Source organism: Vibrio fujianensis, from assembly GCF_002749895.1.
Lineage (GTDB): Bacteria > Pseudomonadota > Gammaproteobacteria > Enterobacterales > Vibrionaceae > Vibrio > Vibrio fujianensis.
This window is the reverse complement of sequence record NZ_NBUS01000040.1, coordinates 266,770-282,538: the sequence shown is the minus strand read 5'-3', so window position 1 is coordinate 282,538 and position 15,769 is coordinate 266,770. Positions and strand designations below refer to the sequence as shown.

The following is a 15,769-nucleotide window of genomic DNA, read 5'->3' as shown; positions in this document are numbered from 1 at the left end:
TGCCCCCGGTTTCCTTAACCAAGGCACACAAGCATATTTAGGCCTCCCCATAAAAGCAGAAACCGGTGAAGTGCTTGGGTTACTTTTTTCAACGTTCACTCAGCCAATAGAGCATCACCATCCTGCGCTTGAATATCATCGAATAATCGCGCGGCTATTAACTCACAGTTTACGCAATAAGTGGCTATATGACCGTTCTGAAAGTTTAATTCAACAGCTCAGCTATGAGATATCACACGATAATCTGACCCACCTTCTTAATCGCGATTGTTTATCCGATAAATTGGATTATTTGCTAGAGAATAACCATCAATCTTTTACTCTCGCCTACCTCGATATCGATAACTTTAAAGCCATTAACGATCTCTTTGGCCACTATATTGGTGATCAAGTCATTAAATACGTCGCGAATACTATTTTTCAATGCGTATACAATGAAAACCTAATCTTTCGCATTGCTGGCGATGAATTTGCGTTCATTACCTTTTCCAGTGACCCACTAAAAATCTGTCAAATGATCATAGAAAGGTTACAGCGAGGCTATCGTGATTCCAATCATCACATTAAAGTTCGTTTAAGTATTGGGCTCGCCAAAAAAGATGCCACAATCAAAAGTTCGGATCAGCTCATTCTGAATGCCAGCTTGGCACTAAAAGAATGTAAGTCCATACATAATCAACCTATTTGTTGTTATGATACGCACCTAAGCCATGACTATCATCGGCGTACACAAATTATTAATGCGTTACGTATAGAGTTGGATAAATCACTAGAAAATGCGCAGGAACTTTATGTCAACGTCCAGCCGATAGTGCAACGTAGCAACCCAGAATGGCACTATTTTGAGGTGTTAGCACGTTGGGAAAACCCACAACTGGGTACGATTTCTCCAGTCGAGTTTATTGATGCTGCAGAACAATCAGGCTTGATTGTCGATCTAGGGGAAAGAATTGTAGAACTCGCCTGTCAAGCCAAAAAGGAATTAGAACGCTCTTTTAAGCGCAAAATAAAACTTGCCATTAACTGTTCCGTACATGAAATCGCTCACTCCTCACGTTACTTAAAACAGTTAATGGCAATCATTGGACGCTACCAATTTCATCCCGATGAATTTACCATCGAACTCACAGAAACCGTACTATTATCGAAAACCGCCGAAGTCTCGCAGATGCTCGGCCAGCTACGTAAGTTAGGGTTTAAAGTCGCGTTAGATGATTTTGGCACAGGCTATTCCAGCCTCAATTATATTCACAGCTATCCAATTGATTGTATAAAAATTGATGCGACCTTCATCCGTAACATGCTTTGCAGTGAGACATCTGAACGGGTGGTATGGTTAATCATTCAACTAGCCAAGCAGCTGAAGATCGATTTAATTGCTGAAGGAGTAGAAAATCAGCAAGCATTGGACAAATTGTATGCGATGGGATGTGAACAAATACAAGGCTATTATTTTTCAAAACCGGCCCTACCATCACAAATATTGCAGCGGTGGCACACTTGGCAAGCACAACATCCTTAAACTATAAGCCCGATGTTGTACTTGCCTCAGACTCAAAAACCGTTAACGCTCTGAATCTGGGGGGGTTGAGTGAACGGCCAGCAAACTATCTTGCTTGGCAAGCAGTTGGTCTAACTCGTTACGTCGTGCTATAAATGTCGCCATTTCTTGTTTAGGCACTGAATTGGCCATTGGGATATTCGCTGTCATCGGATTAACAGGACGGCCTCGAACAATGAGTTCATAGTGTATATGGGGGCCTGTCACTCTTCCCGTTGCTCCCGATAAGCCAATTCGCTGGCCACGCGTTACCTTCTGCCCCTTACGTACCAAGATTTTATCAAGATGCAGATAACGGGTCATGTATGTACTACCATGCTGAATAGCAACATAATTACCAGCATAAGGATGATTTCGCGTCATTACGACAACGCCATCGCCGGTCGAAACCACTGGCGTTCCGATTGGCGCAGCAAAATCAGTTCCATTATGAGGGGAAACTCGTCCGGTAACCGGGTGGCGACGATGAGGATCAAACCCTGAAGACATACGCCATCGACTGGTGGTCGGATAACGTTGGAAAGCGCGTTGTAAACTTTCGCCGTTTTTATCGTAATACTGGCCATCTTTATATAGATAAGCCGAAATTTCATTCCCTCGGTTATAAATTTTAACCGCTTGAATTTCTTTATTACCTGTAAACTGATCGCCAACAAATTGGCGAGATAATACCACTTCGAAACGATCCCCTGCACGAAGATCACGTGCAAAGTTAATTTTATCTTTTAGCACACTCACAATTTGATCAATATCGGCACTCCCTAGGCCTAATTGGTGAGCAGATTGTGAAAAGCTGCCTTGTATTTCACCAATAACTGGCAGCTCTTGCCAACGGCCAGGTAAGCTAATTTCTTCAAACTCGTAGCTACCATCATCTAAACGAGAATACACCGCCCCTTGCACTAAGCTAAATTTCAACTCCATTTTCGCTAGCGTTTGTCCATCAATCGATTTCCAAAATCGTAGCGTATTGCCTGGTTTCAACGTATCTAGCGCCAGATAATTTAAATCCGTTTCCATAATTTTCATCAATTCTTGGTAACTAAAACCAAGGTGATTAAAAATAGAACTTAAGTTATCCCCTGCTTTGATCTCATATTCATAATCAGGGTAAGAGACTTTTTTGGTTTCTTCAGTATCCGATAAAATCGACTGCACGATCTGAGACTCGGTAATCGTCAAATCGATTTTTCTGGGATAAGACGGATGGCTAAAAGAGGCATAAACCGCAGCAATAGCCAGTAGAGGCAAGCCTACAACGGAAGCTTTTCTCCCTTTAGAAAGCTCCGAAAATCGAAAAAAAAGAGACTTTGGTGACACAATTAACCCGTACAGACTGTTCAAAGAAGCAAAAGGGTAAAACTTTCTCGCCTAAAAGTCACCTTCTGAGTAAAAAACAGCCCATTTTTTGACAAACTTGTCAAATTTATTACTGGGCAGTGCAGAGTACGCAGTTATGGTCGCCAAACTCATTTACAACATAATCATCCGCTTGGGAATCATTCATCCACTCTTGTTCGTTCAGTAAATAGCGATATTGGAACTTACCATTTTTAGGTAAACGAGTTTTAAACTTATAAATACTCGATTTAGCCACTTTTTTCATTGGCTGAGGTTGCCAGTCTGAAAAGTCAGCGACAAGAGATACTCTGGTGGTTTCTGCGGGTACTTCTAGCTCAAAAGTAACTTCAACTTCATTTTTTGTCTTAAAAAAACGTTTGCTAATCATAACCAATTCCCTTTATGTATCAATTTTGCTCAACCTGAACGATTATAAGCATACTTACGCACATGCTCAACATGAAATCTATTTTATTACCACTGAAAAGCCGTAAAGCTTCTCTCTGTCTATTTCTGAACTCATCATGTATATACCCAAACAACGTGGAGTTGCAGGTAGGCGGTAAGTGAGTGGCAATCACACTTCCTGCCATGGCCGCTCCCTTTACAGCAATCAAAATAAGCGTAGAATCCCCAGCGTCCTTATCCCCCTATATTTATTAAGGTGATCATTCATGTTTGCCGTTTATGAGTCTTATAAAGCAGGTTTACTCAAACCCAATCAATGGATAAAAAATATTACCGCCGGTATTATTGTTGGCGTAGTTGCTTTACCTCTAGCCATGGCTTTTGCGATCGCTTCAGGCGTTAAACCCGAGCAAGGAATTTATACTGCCATTATTGCAGGTATTATCGTTTCACTGTTTGGTGGATCTCGCGTCCAGATAGCAGGCCCAACTGGAGCATTTATCGTTATTTTAGCGGGTATTGTCGCTGAGTTCGGTGTTGCTGGATTACAAATCGCCACCATGATGGCTGGCGTGATTTTACTCATTCTTGGTATTGCTAAACTTGGCAGTATCATTCGTTATATCCCAAGCCCTGTCATTGTGGGTTTTACTAGTGGTATTGGTGTCATCATCTGGATTGGCCAATGGCAAGAATTTTTTGGATTACCAGCAATCACCGGAGATCACTTTCATCAGAAATTGATCGCGATTTTTTATGCCTTTCCTCGCCTTGATCTGACCACGACCTTACTTGGTTTGTTTTCACTTGCGCTTGTTATTTTTGGCCCAAAACTTCCGAAGTTGGCTAAAGTTCCCGGGCCATTATTAGCATTACTGGTCGTCACTAGCCTACAGTACACGGTTGGTTTCGATGGCGTTCGCACAATTGGCTCAGCCTTCGGTGGAATTCCACAAGGGTTACCTGAGCTCGCGATACCTCAGGTGAGTTTTTCACAAATTTTACAACTAATAGGCCCTGCCTTTGCGATTGCAATGTTGGGAGCCATTGAATCTTTACTGTCTGCGGTTGTCGCCGATGGTATGGCGGGTACTAAGCATAATTCGAATCAAGAACTTGTCGGACAAGGGCTCGCAAATATTGTTGCACCATTATTTGGTGGTATCGCAGCAACGGGCGCGATTGCTCGTACCGCGACAAATATTCGTAACGGGGGTAATAGCCCTATTTCCGGTATTATTCACGCCCTAACATTAGTTATCATTCTACTGGCGTTAGCTCCTCTTGCGGTCAATATTCCATTAGCAACTCTCAGTGCGATTTTATTTGTGGTTGCTTGGAATATGAGTGAAGCACCACACTTTATTAAACTGATCAAACGAGCCCCCAAAGCTGATGTTGCTATCTTATTGATCACATTTGGCTTAACTGTTTTTGCCGATCTCGTTGTGGCCGTTAATATCGGGGTGATCATCGCCACCTTACATTTTGTAAAACGTATGGCGGCAAGTGTTGAAGTCAAAGCAAGCACGCCACGCGAGCTAAATTATGAACTTCAGCAACACGGTATGACTGAACTCCCAAGAGAGATTGCGGTTTATGCGTTAGAAGGACCATTCTTTTTTGCGGCAGCCGAAAACTTTGAACAAGTGATGAGTAGTATTCAAGAGACGCCAGAGATTTTAATTATTCGTTTAAAATGGGTGCCGTTTATGGATATTACGGCACTGCAAACGCTAGAAGGCATGATTAACCACTTTCATCGTAAACAGGTCAAAGTGCTCATCTCTGGCGCAAACGCCAGAGTTACCCTTAAGCTGCGCCGGGCTGGTCTTATTGATTTAGTTGGTGAAAAAAACGTCTTCACTGAGTTTGATGCAGCACTGAGTGCGAGTTTGGCGGATATTCAAGCGAAATAGCGGTCAATCATCATTTTTTATTCATTTAAAGTGCATCGCCCTTTACCCGATAGGTAAGGGGCTTTTTTTATCCCGCCGATAATTAAACAAAATAATAACAAATCAAACACTAACAAAACAAAGGACCATCTGGATTAAATATAACAGTAGAAATAAATGAATATTTAAACCATTTAAATGAATAGTATTGCAAAGTAATGCGAATATAGATATTCTGAGCGACAAGGTTAAAGTCATCGTATTGAATAAATATCAGATAGAAACCTTTCATTTATTAGCTACGTATGGGAAAAAAGATGCAAGATAATAGTCAACCCTTCACATCCAGTGCCAATAAGCACTCTGCCAGCAGCTTTTGGATGTTTTTCCTGCCATCATTAATGGGCATTTTTCTATTTATGGCCCCCATTTATTATAATGATGGCCTAACCATTCCTGTCGCTGTTTTAGCTAAATCAGTCCAAGCGATCTTTGGTGATTATCTCGTAGGCACCATTACGATCATTGTTACTTTTATGGCGATCGCTTCCGTTATCACTAAGCTATTCAAACCTGCGGTGATTATTCGCCACACTTTTCTTAATAACCTTTTTAATCCAAGCTGGGTTTGGCTAATTGTTCGAGTTATTGGTGGGTTAGCAATCATCATGACTTTCTTCCAAATTGGTCCTAAAGCCATCTGGGAGGAAAATACTGGTGGTTTAGTACTTGATGGATTACTTCCAACGTTATTCTCGGTATTTATTTTCGCAGGGCTACTGTTACCCCTCCTGTTAAACTTTGGTCTACTTGAATTGATGGGCAGTTTGCTCAGTAAAATAATGCGTCCTCTGTTTAACTTACCAGGGCGTAGTGCAATTGACTGTACAGCTTCTTGGCTTGGTGATGGTAGCGTGGGCATCCTGCTAACCAGCAAACAATATGAAGATAAGTTTTATACTCAGCGTGAAGCGGCTGTTGTCGGTACCACCTTCTCTGCCGTGTCGATTACGTTCAGTTTGGTTGTTCTCGCTCAAGTACAATTAGAACACCTATTCTTACCATTTTATGCCGCCATTTGCCTTGCGGGTATTGTTGCCGCAGTTATCATTCCTCGTTTACCGCCTTTAAGCTTAAAAAAAGACGTATTTATTGACGGTTCAACACCAGAAAAAGACGCCGATGCCATTCCACAAGGACACAGCACTTTTTCTTGGGGGCTCTCACTGGCACTAACGAGAGCAGGACAAGTTAAATCTGCCAAGGCGATTTTTGGTGAAGGCATTCGTAATGCGATCGATATGGTATTTGGCGTACTGCCTGTTGTGATGGGTCTCGGTACAATCGCTCTCGTCATTGCCGAATACACTTCTGTTTTTGCGATGCTTGGTCAGCCATTTATCCCCTATTTAGAAATGCTCGGCGTTCCTGAAGCGGTACAAGCATCACAAACTATGGTTGTGGGTTTTGCCGATATGTTTATTCCGGCGATTCTCGCCGCGTCTATCGATAATGAAATGACTCGATTTGTAATTGCAGCCATGTCCGTCACTCAACTTATCTATATGTCCGAAGTTGGAGCCCTGTTACTGGGCAGCCGCATTCCCGTCAACATCTTGGAATTATTTATTATCTTTATTCTACGAACCCTGATTACATTACCGGTCATTGTTGGGGTTGCCCATCTCATTTTCTAATGATGCCATTATCTAGATAACCATTTAAGCTCCGTTAATTCGGAGCTTTTTTTATCGTCGGCGATACCTAAACCGCTTGGAATGGCTGTTAGGTGGCAAGTAAATCTCCCCCGTGAGCATAGGCAGGTTATGTGCTCGAGGGAAACGAACGTAGCCAACACCGATGCAGATTCAACTAGGAAGGATCTAGAAGAATATATACGCAAAAGCCGCCATATTGGCGGCTTTGGAATGACGGGTATCCTTAACGATCTATTCTCCATCATCCGTTTTAGGCGGTGTTTTCTTTTTGGGAATAAAAATAGAGTCACCAACGGCCACATTCTGATAATAGCTTTTATCTCGCTTCACCGGTTTCTTAGCCATTTTCTTTTGTTGAGGCTTTTTGTTGTTAACGCTAACCGTGGATTTTTTTGTCGCTTGGCGAACTTTGAGCCCTTTAAACTTGCCTTGTAAACCTTCTAAAACATCAAACTGAATATCTTGCTGTAAAAAGGCTTCTACACGTTTAAAACTATCCCAATCTTTCGGACCAACAAGAGAAATGGCATCACCTTTATTACCAGCTCGTCCAGTACGCCCTACACGATGAACATACTCTTCGGTGTGTTTAGGCATATCAAAGTTAATCACATGCGTGACCGTAGCAATATCCAAACCGCGAGACGCAACGTCAGTGGTCACTAAAATTTTAAAAACAGCACGTTCGAATTGGCTCATAATGGTATTACGTTGAGCTTGATTCAGATTCCCACTCAACGCGACCGCTTTTAACTGCTGTTGGTTTAACTTCTCTGTTAAACGTTCCGTATCAAGACGTGTTGCGGTAAAAATAATCACTTGACGATAATCCGCTTCTTGCAAAATACGTTCGAGCAATGCTTCTTTATGATCGAGATGATCACACAAATAAAAACGTTGTTGAATATCTTTATGTTGCTCATTGGATAATCCAATGGCAATGCGTTTAGGATCGTTAAGCATTTCATAAGCAATGTCATTCATTTCTGCGTGATCTAACGTTGCAGAAAACATCAGCGTTTGTCGCCGACGATGCTTCGCTGCCTTATGGATATGTCTAAGTTGTGGCGCAAAGCCGAGATCAAGCATGCGATCCGCTTCATCTAAAATAAGTGTCTCTAGCCCATCTAAAAAAAGTGAACGATGCTCAAGATGATCCGCTAAACGGCCCGGAGTTGCGACAATAAATCTCGGCCCTCGACGCAACGCTTTCACCTGATCATTAAAGTTTTCTCCACCAGTAATCAGTGTGGCAGTATAACTTAACCCAGCCAACACTGAACGAAGCTCACCGTAAACCTGCTTCGCTAATTCACGGGTTGGAACTAAAATAATCCCTCTTGGATCCTTAGCTGATAATGCTTTAGTTTTTAATGCCTTATGCAGCATTGGCAGCAAAAAGGCTAACGTTTTTCCCGATCCCGTTTTTGAAGAGGCCAGTAAATCTTTTCCCGCCATGGCGACTGGAATGGCTTGTCGTTGGATATCGGTCGCTTGTTTGAAATTATAATGCGCTAAGGTTTTCAATAAGCGATTGTCTAGGCCTAATTCTTTAAACTGCAAAGGATTCTCCAATAAAAAATAACAACGGCTAACGCTCTAAAATAAGATGCTTGCTGATACAGATAAACAACAAGCATTCACCTCGCACAATCACGAAGAAGATAAACGCCGCCAGATCGCTGCGACTTCAAGTAGAAGCTAAGCAGCACACCAAAAATTTAACGCGATATGATAGCGCGAATAGCTACCGCATAGATAGCCATCATGGACAATTATTCTAGCTCAAACCACTTGCATTGCAGGCCATCGACATGTACCTCGCTTCATTCACGAGCTGAACGGTGGAACACAAGCCTAAATTATTTATTATTTTATAATATTTTGGATTATTTTGACGGTTCTTCTATAGGCGTAAGGTAGAATAGTGGCTACACTTTAACCCGTCACTATATAATATGGTATAAAAATAATGTATAGGGCGTATTTGGTAAATATCAACAAGGAGTTCGATATGAATAAACTATTACTTGCCGCTGCAGCATCGTCAGTACTTCTATTGGCGGGTTGTGCATCAGGCCCTGATGAAGCAACAACCACAAAACTGGATGAATTAAGTAACCAAGTCGGTCAACTGAGCGAACAGGTTTCTGCACTCAGAAGTGAAACCGCTTCATTAACCTCGAAAACGAATACAGCAGCCGATGCAGCCATGGCAGCACAAGAAGAAGCAGCTCGTGCCAATGAACGTATCGATAATATTGCACAGTCATATACGAAATAATTGACTAGCTTGGCACTACTGAAAGAAAAAGGGCAATCATTGCCCTTTTTACATGTTCTGACCTCGTACTACTTAATTTATTTTACCCGCTTTTTGTAGACTATAAGCGGTCAATGGATCAATTTTTTTGACCAACTTTTCCACTTGAGTAATTGCCTCAATTGATGAGCTGTTTTTTCTATAACTCAAATAAATAGGCCAATACCAATCTTCTACCGCTGCGACACGATACAACTGACCTGACTGCAAAAACGGCTCAACAACGGATGCCGGTAAATAAGCACTACCACCTTTCTCTAGAATAAAATCAAGCGCAATACGAGCTGTTGACGTTCTGAGAAATGGCGCAGGAGAGCGAGGGTGGCGATCGGCATGCTCAGAAGCAAATCGTCCTCCCCAATCAACATATACGTACTTGTTATCAAACACAGTGTCTGCTGTATCGGGTCGTGTTGAGACAAATACTAACACTAAGTCTGCCACTTTTTTACATTGCAGCTCTTCTGCTTTGATTTGATCAAAAGAGAAAGCCATGTCTAATGTTCGCTCAAGAAGATGGCGATTAAGCTGTTCTCGCCCCATAACCTCAGCTTTAAACCCATAGCCACTAAATTCATCAGTCACTGCGCTAAGACAATTTTGTAAATAAGCATCCCATATGTTAGGAGTGCCTCCTAATGTAAGTTGTAGTGCTTTACCGCTCTCTAATGAAAGTTCTAGCTTAGCTTGCTGTAGAGTCGTGACCATCACTTCAGCATAACCGACCAGTCGTTCCCCAGCAGATGTTAACTTGATGTTATTACGATCACGGGTAAACAGTTGGGCATCAAAGTAATTTTCCAACTGTTTGATTCTTGCGCTTACCGCTGCTTGAGTGAGATACAAGTTCTCCGCGGCCCGCCCGAAGTGACGAACTTTAGCCAACTCAAGAAAGGTACGAAAGACTTTTACATCCATTATTCAATCCTCTGCAATGACAGATGAAGATTAACAAGTAACTACAATTATGACGATAAAAAATTTTTGTTTTTCTTTTCCGGAGTTTGCGCCTAACTTTCGCCGTAATCTACCGTTAAGTAATGCTTCTCCTAAATATCGTCAAAATGTGAGCATTATCACTGACATCCGAGCATCTTAGCGGAATTTAGGGAACACCCGCATATTCATACGAGGTTGATATGTCTGAAACACTCTTTCGTCACGGTAAAAAACGTTTTTACGATACAAAAAAATTTCCGCGCGGCTTCGCCAAATCCGGTGACTTTACTCTTGGTGAAGAAGAACTACTAACCCTTTACGGAGAAACTCTGCTGGGGTTAGAGTCTGGTGAATTACACCCTGCTAATGAGGAAGAACAACACTTTGTTGCTGTACTCGCTAACCCAGAATTAGCCGAAACTAAAATTGAGCGAGTGTGGATGAAATACGTTCGTTTGGCTCGTGGACGTAAGCGCTTCCATACGTTAAATGGTCGCAATAAACCGGATGCGGCAGATGACTATGTGGATGATGAACCCAGCTTAGTCGAAGAAGACTAATCAAATCGTTATTATTAGACTTTGATTGTTTAGCCAATTGACCCTGATGAATAAAGAGCGCGCTCTACCACAGTGCCACTCAAATATGGTTAGTTTAACGTTATAAACCAATCTTTCTCCCAAGGCCCCTGAGCGATATCCGCATGGGGCCTTGTCTTTCTATCGTACGACCTTTACTTTACCAACGAGGCAATTTTTTTTAAAAAACTATCTCGTAGATGTTCTTGGTCATAGTCTAAGTGATAGGTGTTATGAAACCCGACTTTCAACTCCACCCCATTTCCGCGCATATAGACGGTATAGCCATCATAGTCAGAAAACGCTTCTACTCCTTGATATATTTTTCCATATTCGGTTGGCGTGCCATGCGTCATAATGCTTTCATAAGCTTGTAATATTTTGCTGGGTTCAAGTTCATTTTTCATGGTCATCACTCCCTAGGGTCGCTCTTCAAGTATGGATAAGGAAAATGATTTTTACCAACATACACAGTATAGAGCAGCAAATGACTTATTTTTATTATTGAATTTTCCTCTTATCTCGGCCCAGCACACATTACCCATTAGTATAACGAGTACTTATCATGCGATAAAAACGACATAAAAATGTAATATAGAAGAGGAAAAATCACTAAATGTGAAAAATTTGACCCAAAGCATAGCGGTTATAAATAACTTTTTTTATAATGCAAATTAATGAACAATCACATGATATGAATACGATTAGGGGCAAAGAATGAGACTGATTCCATTACACCATGCAGCACAAGTCGGTAAGTGGGCGGCAGCACATATTGCAAAACGCATCAACGAGTTCAACCCAACAGCTGAACGTCCTTTTGTATTAGGGTTACCAACTGGGGGCACACCATTAGCAACGTATCAGGCATTAATTGATCTACACAAAGCGGGTGAAGTTAGTTTTAAACATGTCGTAACATTCAATATGGATGAGTATATTGGTATTGCACCAGACCACCCTGAATCTTACCGCTCTTTTATGTACAATAACTTCTTCAATCATATTGATATTCAAGAAGAAAATATTAATCTTTTAAATGGTAATACTGACGATCACGAAGCAGAATGTAAACGCTACGAAGATAAGATCAAATCTTATGGCAAAATTAACCTCTTTATGGGAGGGGTCGGTAATGATGGGCATATTGCCTTCAATGAACCTGCTTCATCTCTTTCTTCTCGTACTCGAATCAAAACATTAACTGAAGAAACACGTATCGCTAACTCACGTTTCTTTGATGGTGATATCAGTCAAGTTCCAAAATATGCACTGACCATTGGTGTGGGTACTTTGCTTGATGCTGAGGAGGTGATGATTCTTGTGACTGGACATAACAAAGCCTTGGCACTACAAGCTGCTGTTGAAGGGTGCGTTAACCATATGTGGACCGTCTCTGCGCTTCAATTGCATCCTAAAGCAGTCATCGTTTGTGATGCGCCATCAACCCAAGAACTCAAAGTAAAAACGGTGAAATATTTTTCTGAACTTGAAGCGGAAAATATCAAAGGCTTTTAATGCAATCACAATGGCTATTTAACAAAAAGTCAGGTCATTAAACCTGACTTTTTTGTGTCACCAAGATTAAGCGACTTCAGGAATAGATGTAGTACTGATATCAGATTCTGGCTCTTTTTGTACAGGCGGTACTTGGCCTTCTTCTCGTGCATTTTGATAGCAACCACTGAGCTTGACGGCAAGATACATGTCTGCACGTAACACTAAACCACCATCACCAACAGGAACTCCCGTTAGCTCACACCACTGGCGTAAACTTCGTTTTCTTCCGGCTAGAATCAAGCGAACCCCTCGTTTTTTAAGCAATGTCTGCGTTTCTGCAAGCATTGCCATGACGCTAAGATCTAAATGGGTAAAACAGGCCACCGCATCAATCACTACACAACTCACTGCTGGTTCACTCTGCTCGACTTGATCTAATAATCGCCGTTTAAAATAGGGGGCATTGAAATAGGTTAATGGGGAATTAAAACGATAAAGCAATAATCCCGGAATTTGTAAAGCTTTCCCTGAGGCATCCATAGTACGAATCGTGCCATCTTGATCCAGTCCAAGTCGCTGATCACTAGGACGCATCACGACACGTAAAAATTGAAATAACCCAAGTAATACTGCAAGGGTAATGCCAGGTATCACACCAATAATCAATACCGAAATAAAGGTAATTGTTGATAAATAGAAAGCATCTCTATCTCTTTTTTTAAGCCCCCAGATCCCTTTTAGATCCAATAATGACGTTGAAGCAATGATTAATACAACCCCTAAAGCAGCGGTAGGAATGTATTGTAACGGCTGATAAAGAAAAACTGCGACAAAACCTATCACCAATGCAGCAATAATAGACACCAGTTGTGATTTACCACCATTAGCATCATTCACAGCGGTACGAGAATCGGCTCCACTAATGGCAAAACCTTGCGAGAAAGCAGACGCAAGGTTGGCCAAGCCCAAGGCTCGAAATTCTTTATCTGCATCAATATCGTAGCCATTTTTCGCTGCAAAACTACGGGCGGTTAACATCATACTGACAAAGCTCACCATTGCTAGATTCAATGCTGGTACGACTAACTCACGGCTCAGGCCAATATCAAAAATAGGCGTTTGTAACCCAGGCAATCCACCTTGAATGGCTCCAACAATATTAACCCCTTGTTGATCCAGTTGGCTAAACCACACGACAAATCCAGCAACCACCATCGCTAACATCGCGCCAGGCCATCCAGGACGAAAACGCTTAGTCGTAAAATAGACGCTCAATGTCACCACGCTCACTAAAACCGTTTGCCAATGAAATTCTAATACCCGTTGTGGCGCTTCAATTAACCGTTCCAATAAATATTTTTGTTCATACCTCACCCCAAATACCTTACTGAGCTGGCCAACGATGATCGTCAACGCCACACCATTAAGTAAGCCAAGCAATATAGGACGAGATAAAAAATCGGCTAATACTCCTAATCGGAACCGACTAGCAATGAGACACCACATACCCATCATCGCGGTCATGGTCATAACCAGTTGCCAATGTTTAGTTGGATCTCCCGCAGCTAAAGGGGTAACCACGGCGGCCACCACCGCGCAAGTTGCCGCATCTGGGCCAACAATCAATTGTCGAGAAGTACCAAACAAGGCATACACAATCATCGGAACAACACACGAATAGAGACCAACAATCGCCGAAACCCCGGTCAACTGTGCGTACGCAATCGCAACCGGTAACGCAACTGCGACTACAGATAATGCAGCACGTAGATCGTCTTTAAACCAAGATCGTTGATACTCTTTGAACAGGCACAATCCAGGCATCCACTGTCTAATCACAATTGATTTCAATTATCTTACCCTTGCTACGTCAAGTCGGAAAAGTCATAACCCTATATTAACAAACTGATACGACTCATTCTCTAATTTTTACAATCATTTATACCCTTCCTACTTAAATCTGCAGGGGGTTGGCTACGTGCTTGACCCCAATCACATAGCCTGTCTATGTGGATGATAAGAGCCATCCGTGGCTCCCGCCGAAGGCCAGCCTACGGCTGTTCAAATTTATCACTCACTTGCCGCCGACCTCCAACTCCAAGTTGTTTAGGCATATTTTCTTTATTCACAGAAAAATCGCCTGTTTCCCGCGCCTATTTATGTAAGAATAAGTGACTTCATTTCATTGTTAACCAAGATGTCATATTTATGAATTTTCAAGCTGCTATTTTCGATATGGATGGATTGCTACTCGACACTGAGCGCGTTTGTCTGACGGTTTTTGAACAAGCGTGTCATGCGGTAGGTATCCCTTTCTTGCGTGACGTTTACTTGTCCGTTATTGGACGAAACGCAGCGGGGATTGAACAAGCATTAACTGCCGGCTATGGCCCTCAACTCGATTATCCTGCGTTACATAAAGAGTGGCGTCAACGGTATGATGCGGTCGTTAAACATCAAGCGATTCCGGTAAAACAAGGCGTCATTGAATTATTACAATGGTTAAAAGCAAACCGTATTCCGACCGCGGTTGCGACTTCGACTCAAAAAGAAATCGCAACGATTAAACTTCGTTTAGCCCAGATTGATCATTACTTTGATTCGCTGACCACCGGTTGCGAAGTAACCCATGGTAAGCCAGATCCGGAGATCTATTTACTAGCCGCTAAGCGCTTAGGGGTCACACCAACCCAATGTGTTGCTTTTGAAGATTCCAATAACGGCGTAAGATCTGCTATGGGAGCACAGATGATCACATTCCAAATTCCAGATTTAGTGCAACCGGATGAAGAAATTCGGGCACTCGGTCATCATATACGCCCATCGCTGACCCAAGTGCTGTGCGACTTACAACACTCATTGGTTAGTAAATAAGGGGGAATCCCCCCTTACTCATCCACGCTTTTGTTGTTTATGTTTTCGCCAAATCATTTTTTCTATTTCAATCAATATCATCACGATGAAGCCATACAGGATCATAACCCCCCATTGCATTAAAGAAATAGGAGCACTATGAAACATTTGATTCATTACTGGTAAATATAAAAAAGCCAATTGTGCGCTGAACATCGCGAATAGTCCCACCATTATCCACGGGTTAGTATGCAGTGGCATAGTAAATATAGAACCATTTAAACGACGACAATTGAGTAAGAAAAAACTTTGTACAACCACAAATAAAGTGACCGCAATACTGCGAGACTCGTCCAAACTCGCGCCCTGAAAGACCGACCATTGAAACAAACCAAATGCGCCAAGTAGTAATAAACTACTCACAGAAAGAATTCGGCTAATGATCTCTCGATTTAGAATTGGCTCTTTTAACTGCCTCGGTCGACGCTGCATTAGCCCAGCTTCTTTTGGTTCAAAAGCCAGCATCAGGCCTAAAAAGACAGCGGTCGTCATATTTAGCCATAAGGCCTGCACTGGTAAAATAGGTAGCGTTAAACCAAAGACAATCGCGACCATAATGACTAGCCCTTGACCTAAATTGGTTGGAAGAA

Annotated in this window: 14 protein-coding genes; 7 read left to right on the top strand and 7 right to left on the bottom strand. The window is 42.0% G+C overall.

Annotation, left to right across the window (positions count from 1 at the left end):
* The coding region (locus tag B7C60_RS07130; protein WP_245868783.1) for a putative bifunctional diguanylate cyclase/phosphodiesterase at nt 1–1,522 on the top strand (1,522 nt) is incomplete at its 5' end.
* Nucleotides 1,523–1,564: 42 nt separating this feature from the next.
* Here the strand turns inward: B7C60_RS07130 and shyA are convergent.
* Nucleotides 1,565–2,881 (bottom strand): peptidoglycan DD-endopeptidase ShyA, encoded by a 1,317-nt coding sequence (gene shyA / locus B7C60_RS07125; RefSeq protein WP_172953232.1) that lies wholly within the window; start codon nt 2,879–2,881, stop codon nt 1,565–1,567.
* Nucleotides 2,882–2,990: 109 nt separating this feature from the next.
* Complete coding sequence (locus B7C60_RS07120; protein WP_099611053.1) at nt 2,991–3,290, bottom strand: isoamylase early set domain-containing protein; 300 nt, start codon at nt 3,288–3,290, stop codon at nt 2,991–2,993.
* A gap of 286 nt (nt 3,291–3,576) precedes the next feature.
* On the opposite strand from B7C60_RS07120, the gene B7C60_RS07110 reads away from it, so the two are divergent.
* Entirely contained in the window at nt 3,577–5,229 is a 1,653-nt protein-coding gene (locus B7C60_RS07110) for a SulP family inorganic anion transporter (RefSeq protein ID WP_099611051.1), read from the top strand.
* A gap of 296 nt (nt 5,230–5,525) precedes the next feature.
* Entirely contained in the window at nt 5,526–6,905 is a 1,380-nt protein-coding gene (locus B7C60_RS07105; RefSeq protein ID WP_099611050.1) for a YjiH family protein, read from the top strand.
* Between the two features lie 252 nt (nt 6,906–7,157).
* Here the strand turns inward: B7C60_RS07105 and B7C60_RS07100 are convergent, their stop codons facing one another.
* Complete coding sequence (locus B7C60_RS07100) at nt 7,158–8,501, bottom strand: DEAD/DEAH box helicase (RefSeq protein ID WP_099611049.1); 1,344 nt, start codon at nt 8,499–8,501, stop codon at nt 7,158–7,160.
* Between the two features lie 439 nt (nt 8,502–8,940).
* On the opposite strand from B7C60_RS07100, the gene B7C60_RS07095 reads away from it, so the two are divergent.
* A complete protein-coding gene (locus B7C60_RS07095) occupies nt 8,941–9,210 on the top strand; it encodes an Lpp/OprI family alanine-zipper lipoprotein (RefSeq protein ID WP_099611048.1) in 270 nt (89 codons plus the stop codon).
* Between the two features lie 72 nt (nt 9,211–9,282).
* Here B7C60_RS07095 and B7C60_RS07090 read toward each other — a convergent pair whose 3' ends face one another.
* On the bottom strand, nt 9,283–10,167 hold the full coding sequence (locus tag B7C60_RS07090; protein WP_099611047.1) for a LysR family transcriptional regulator: 885 nt from the start codon (nt 10,165–10,167) through the stop codon (nt 9,283–9,285).
* Between the two features lie 221 nt (nt 10,168–10,388).
* Here B7C60_RS07090 and B7C60_RS07085 point away from each other — a divergent pair, with 221 nt between their 5' ends.
* Complete coding sequence (locus B7C60_RS07085) at nt 10,389–10,748, top strand: MaoP family protein (protein ID WP_099611046.1); 360 nt, start codon at nt 10,389–10,391, stop codon at nt 10,746–10,748.
* A gap of 173 nt (nt 10,749–10,921) precedes the next feature.
* Here the strand turns inward: B7C60_RS07085 and B7C60_RS07080 are convergent, their stop codons facing one another.
* Complete coding sequence (locus B7C60_RS07080) at nt 10,922–11,173, bottom strand: DUF3081 domain-containing protein (protein ID WP_099611045.1); 252 nt, start codon at nt 11,171–11,173, stop codon at nt 10,922–10,924.
* Between the two features lie 310 nt (nt 11,174–11,483).
* Between B7C60_RS07080 and nagB the strand changes: the two genes are divergently transcribed.
* Nucleotides 11,484–12,284: a glucosamine-6-phosphate deaminase gene (gene nagB / locus B7C60_RS07075; RefSeq protein ID WP_099611044.1), complete on the top strand. Its 801-nt coding sequence runs from the start codon at nt 11,484–11,486 to the stop codon at nt 12,282–12,284.
* A 66-nt stretch (nt 12,285–12,350) separates the two neighbouring features.
* On the opposite strand, the gene B7C60_RS07070 is transcribed toward nagB, so the two are convergent.
* The gene (locus B7C60_RS07070; RefSeq protein ID WP_099611043.1) at nt 12,351–14,090 is read right to left on the bottom strand and encodes a SulP family inorganic anion transporter; all 1,740 of its coding nucleotides are present in this window, start codon (nt 14,088–14,090) and stop codon (nt 12,351–12,353) included.
* Between the two features lie 384 nt (nt 14,091–14,474).
* Between B7C60_RS07070 and B7C60_RS07065 the strand changes: the two genes are divergently transcribed.
* Complete coding sequence (locus tag B7C60_RS07065; RefSeq protein ID WP_099611042.1) at nt 14,475–15,140, top strand: HAD family hydrolase; 666 nt, start codon at nt 14,475–14,477, stop codon at nt 15,138–15,140.
* 18 nt (nt 15,141–15,158) lie between these two features.
* On the opposite strand, the gene B7C60_RS18235 is transcribed toward B7C60_RS07065, so the two are convergent.
* On the bottom strand, nt 15,159–15,769 hold a 611-nt coding region (locus B7C60_RS18235), incomplete at its 5' end, for a cation transporting ATPase C-terminal domain-containing protein (protein WP_245868782.1).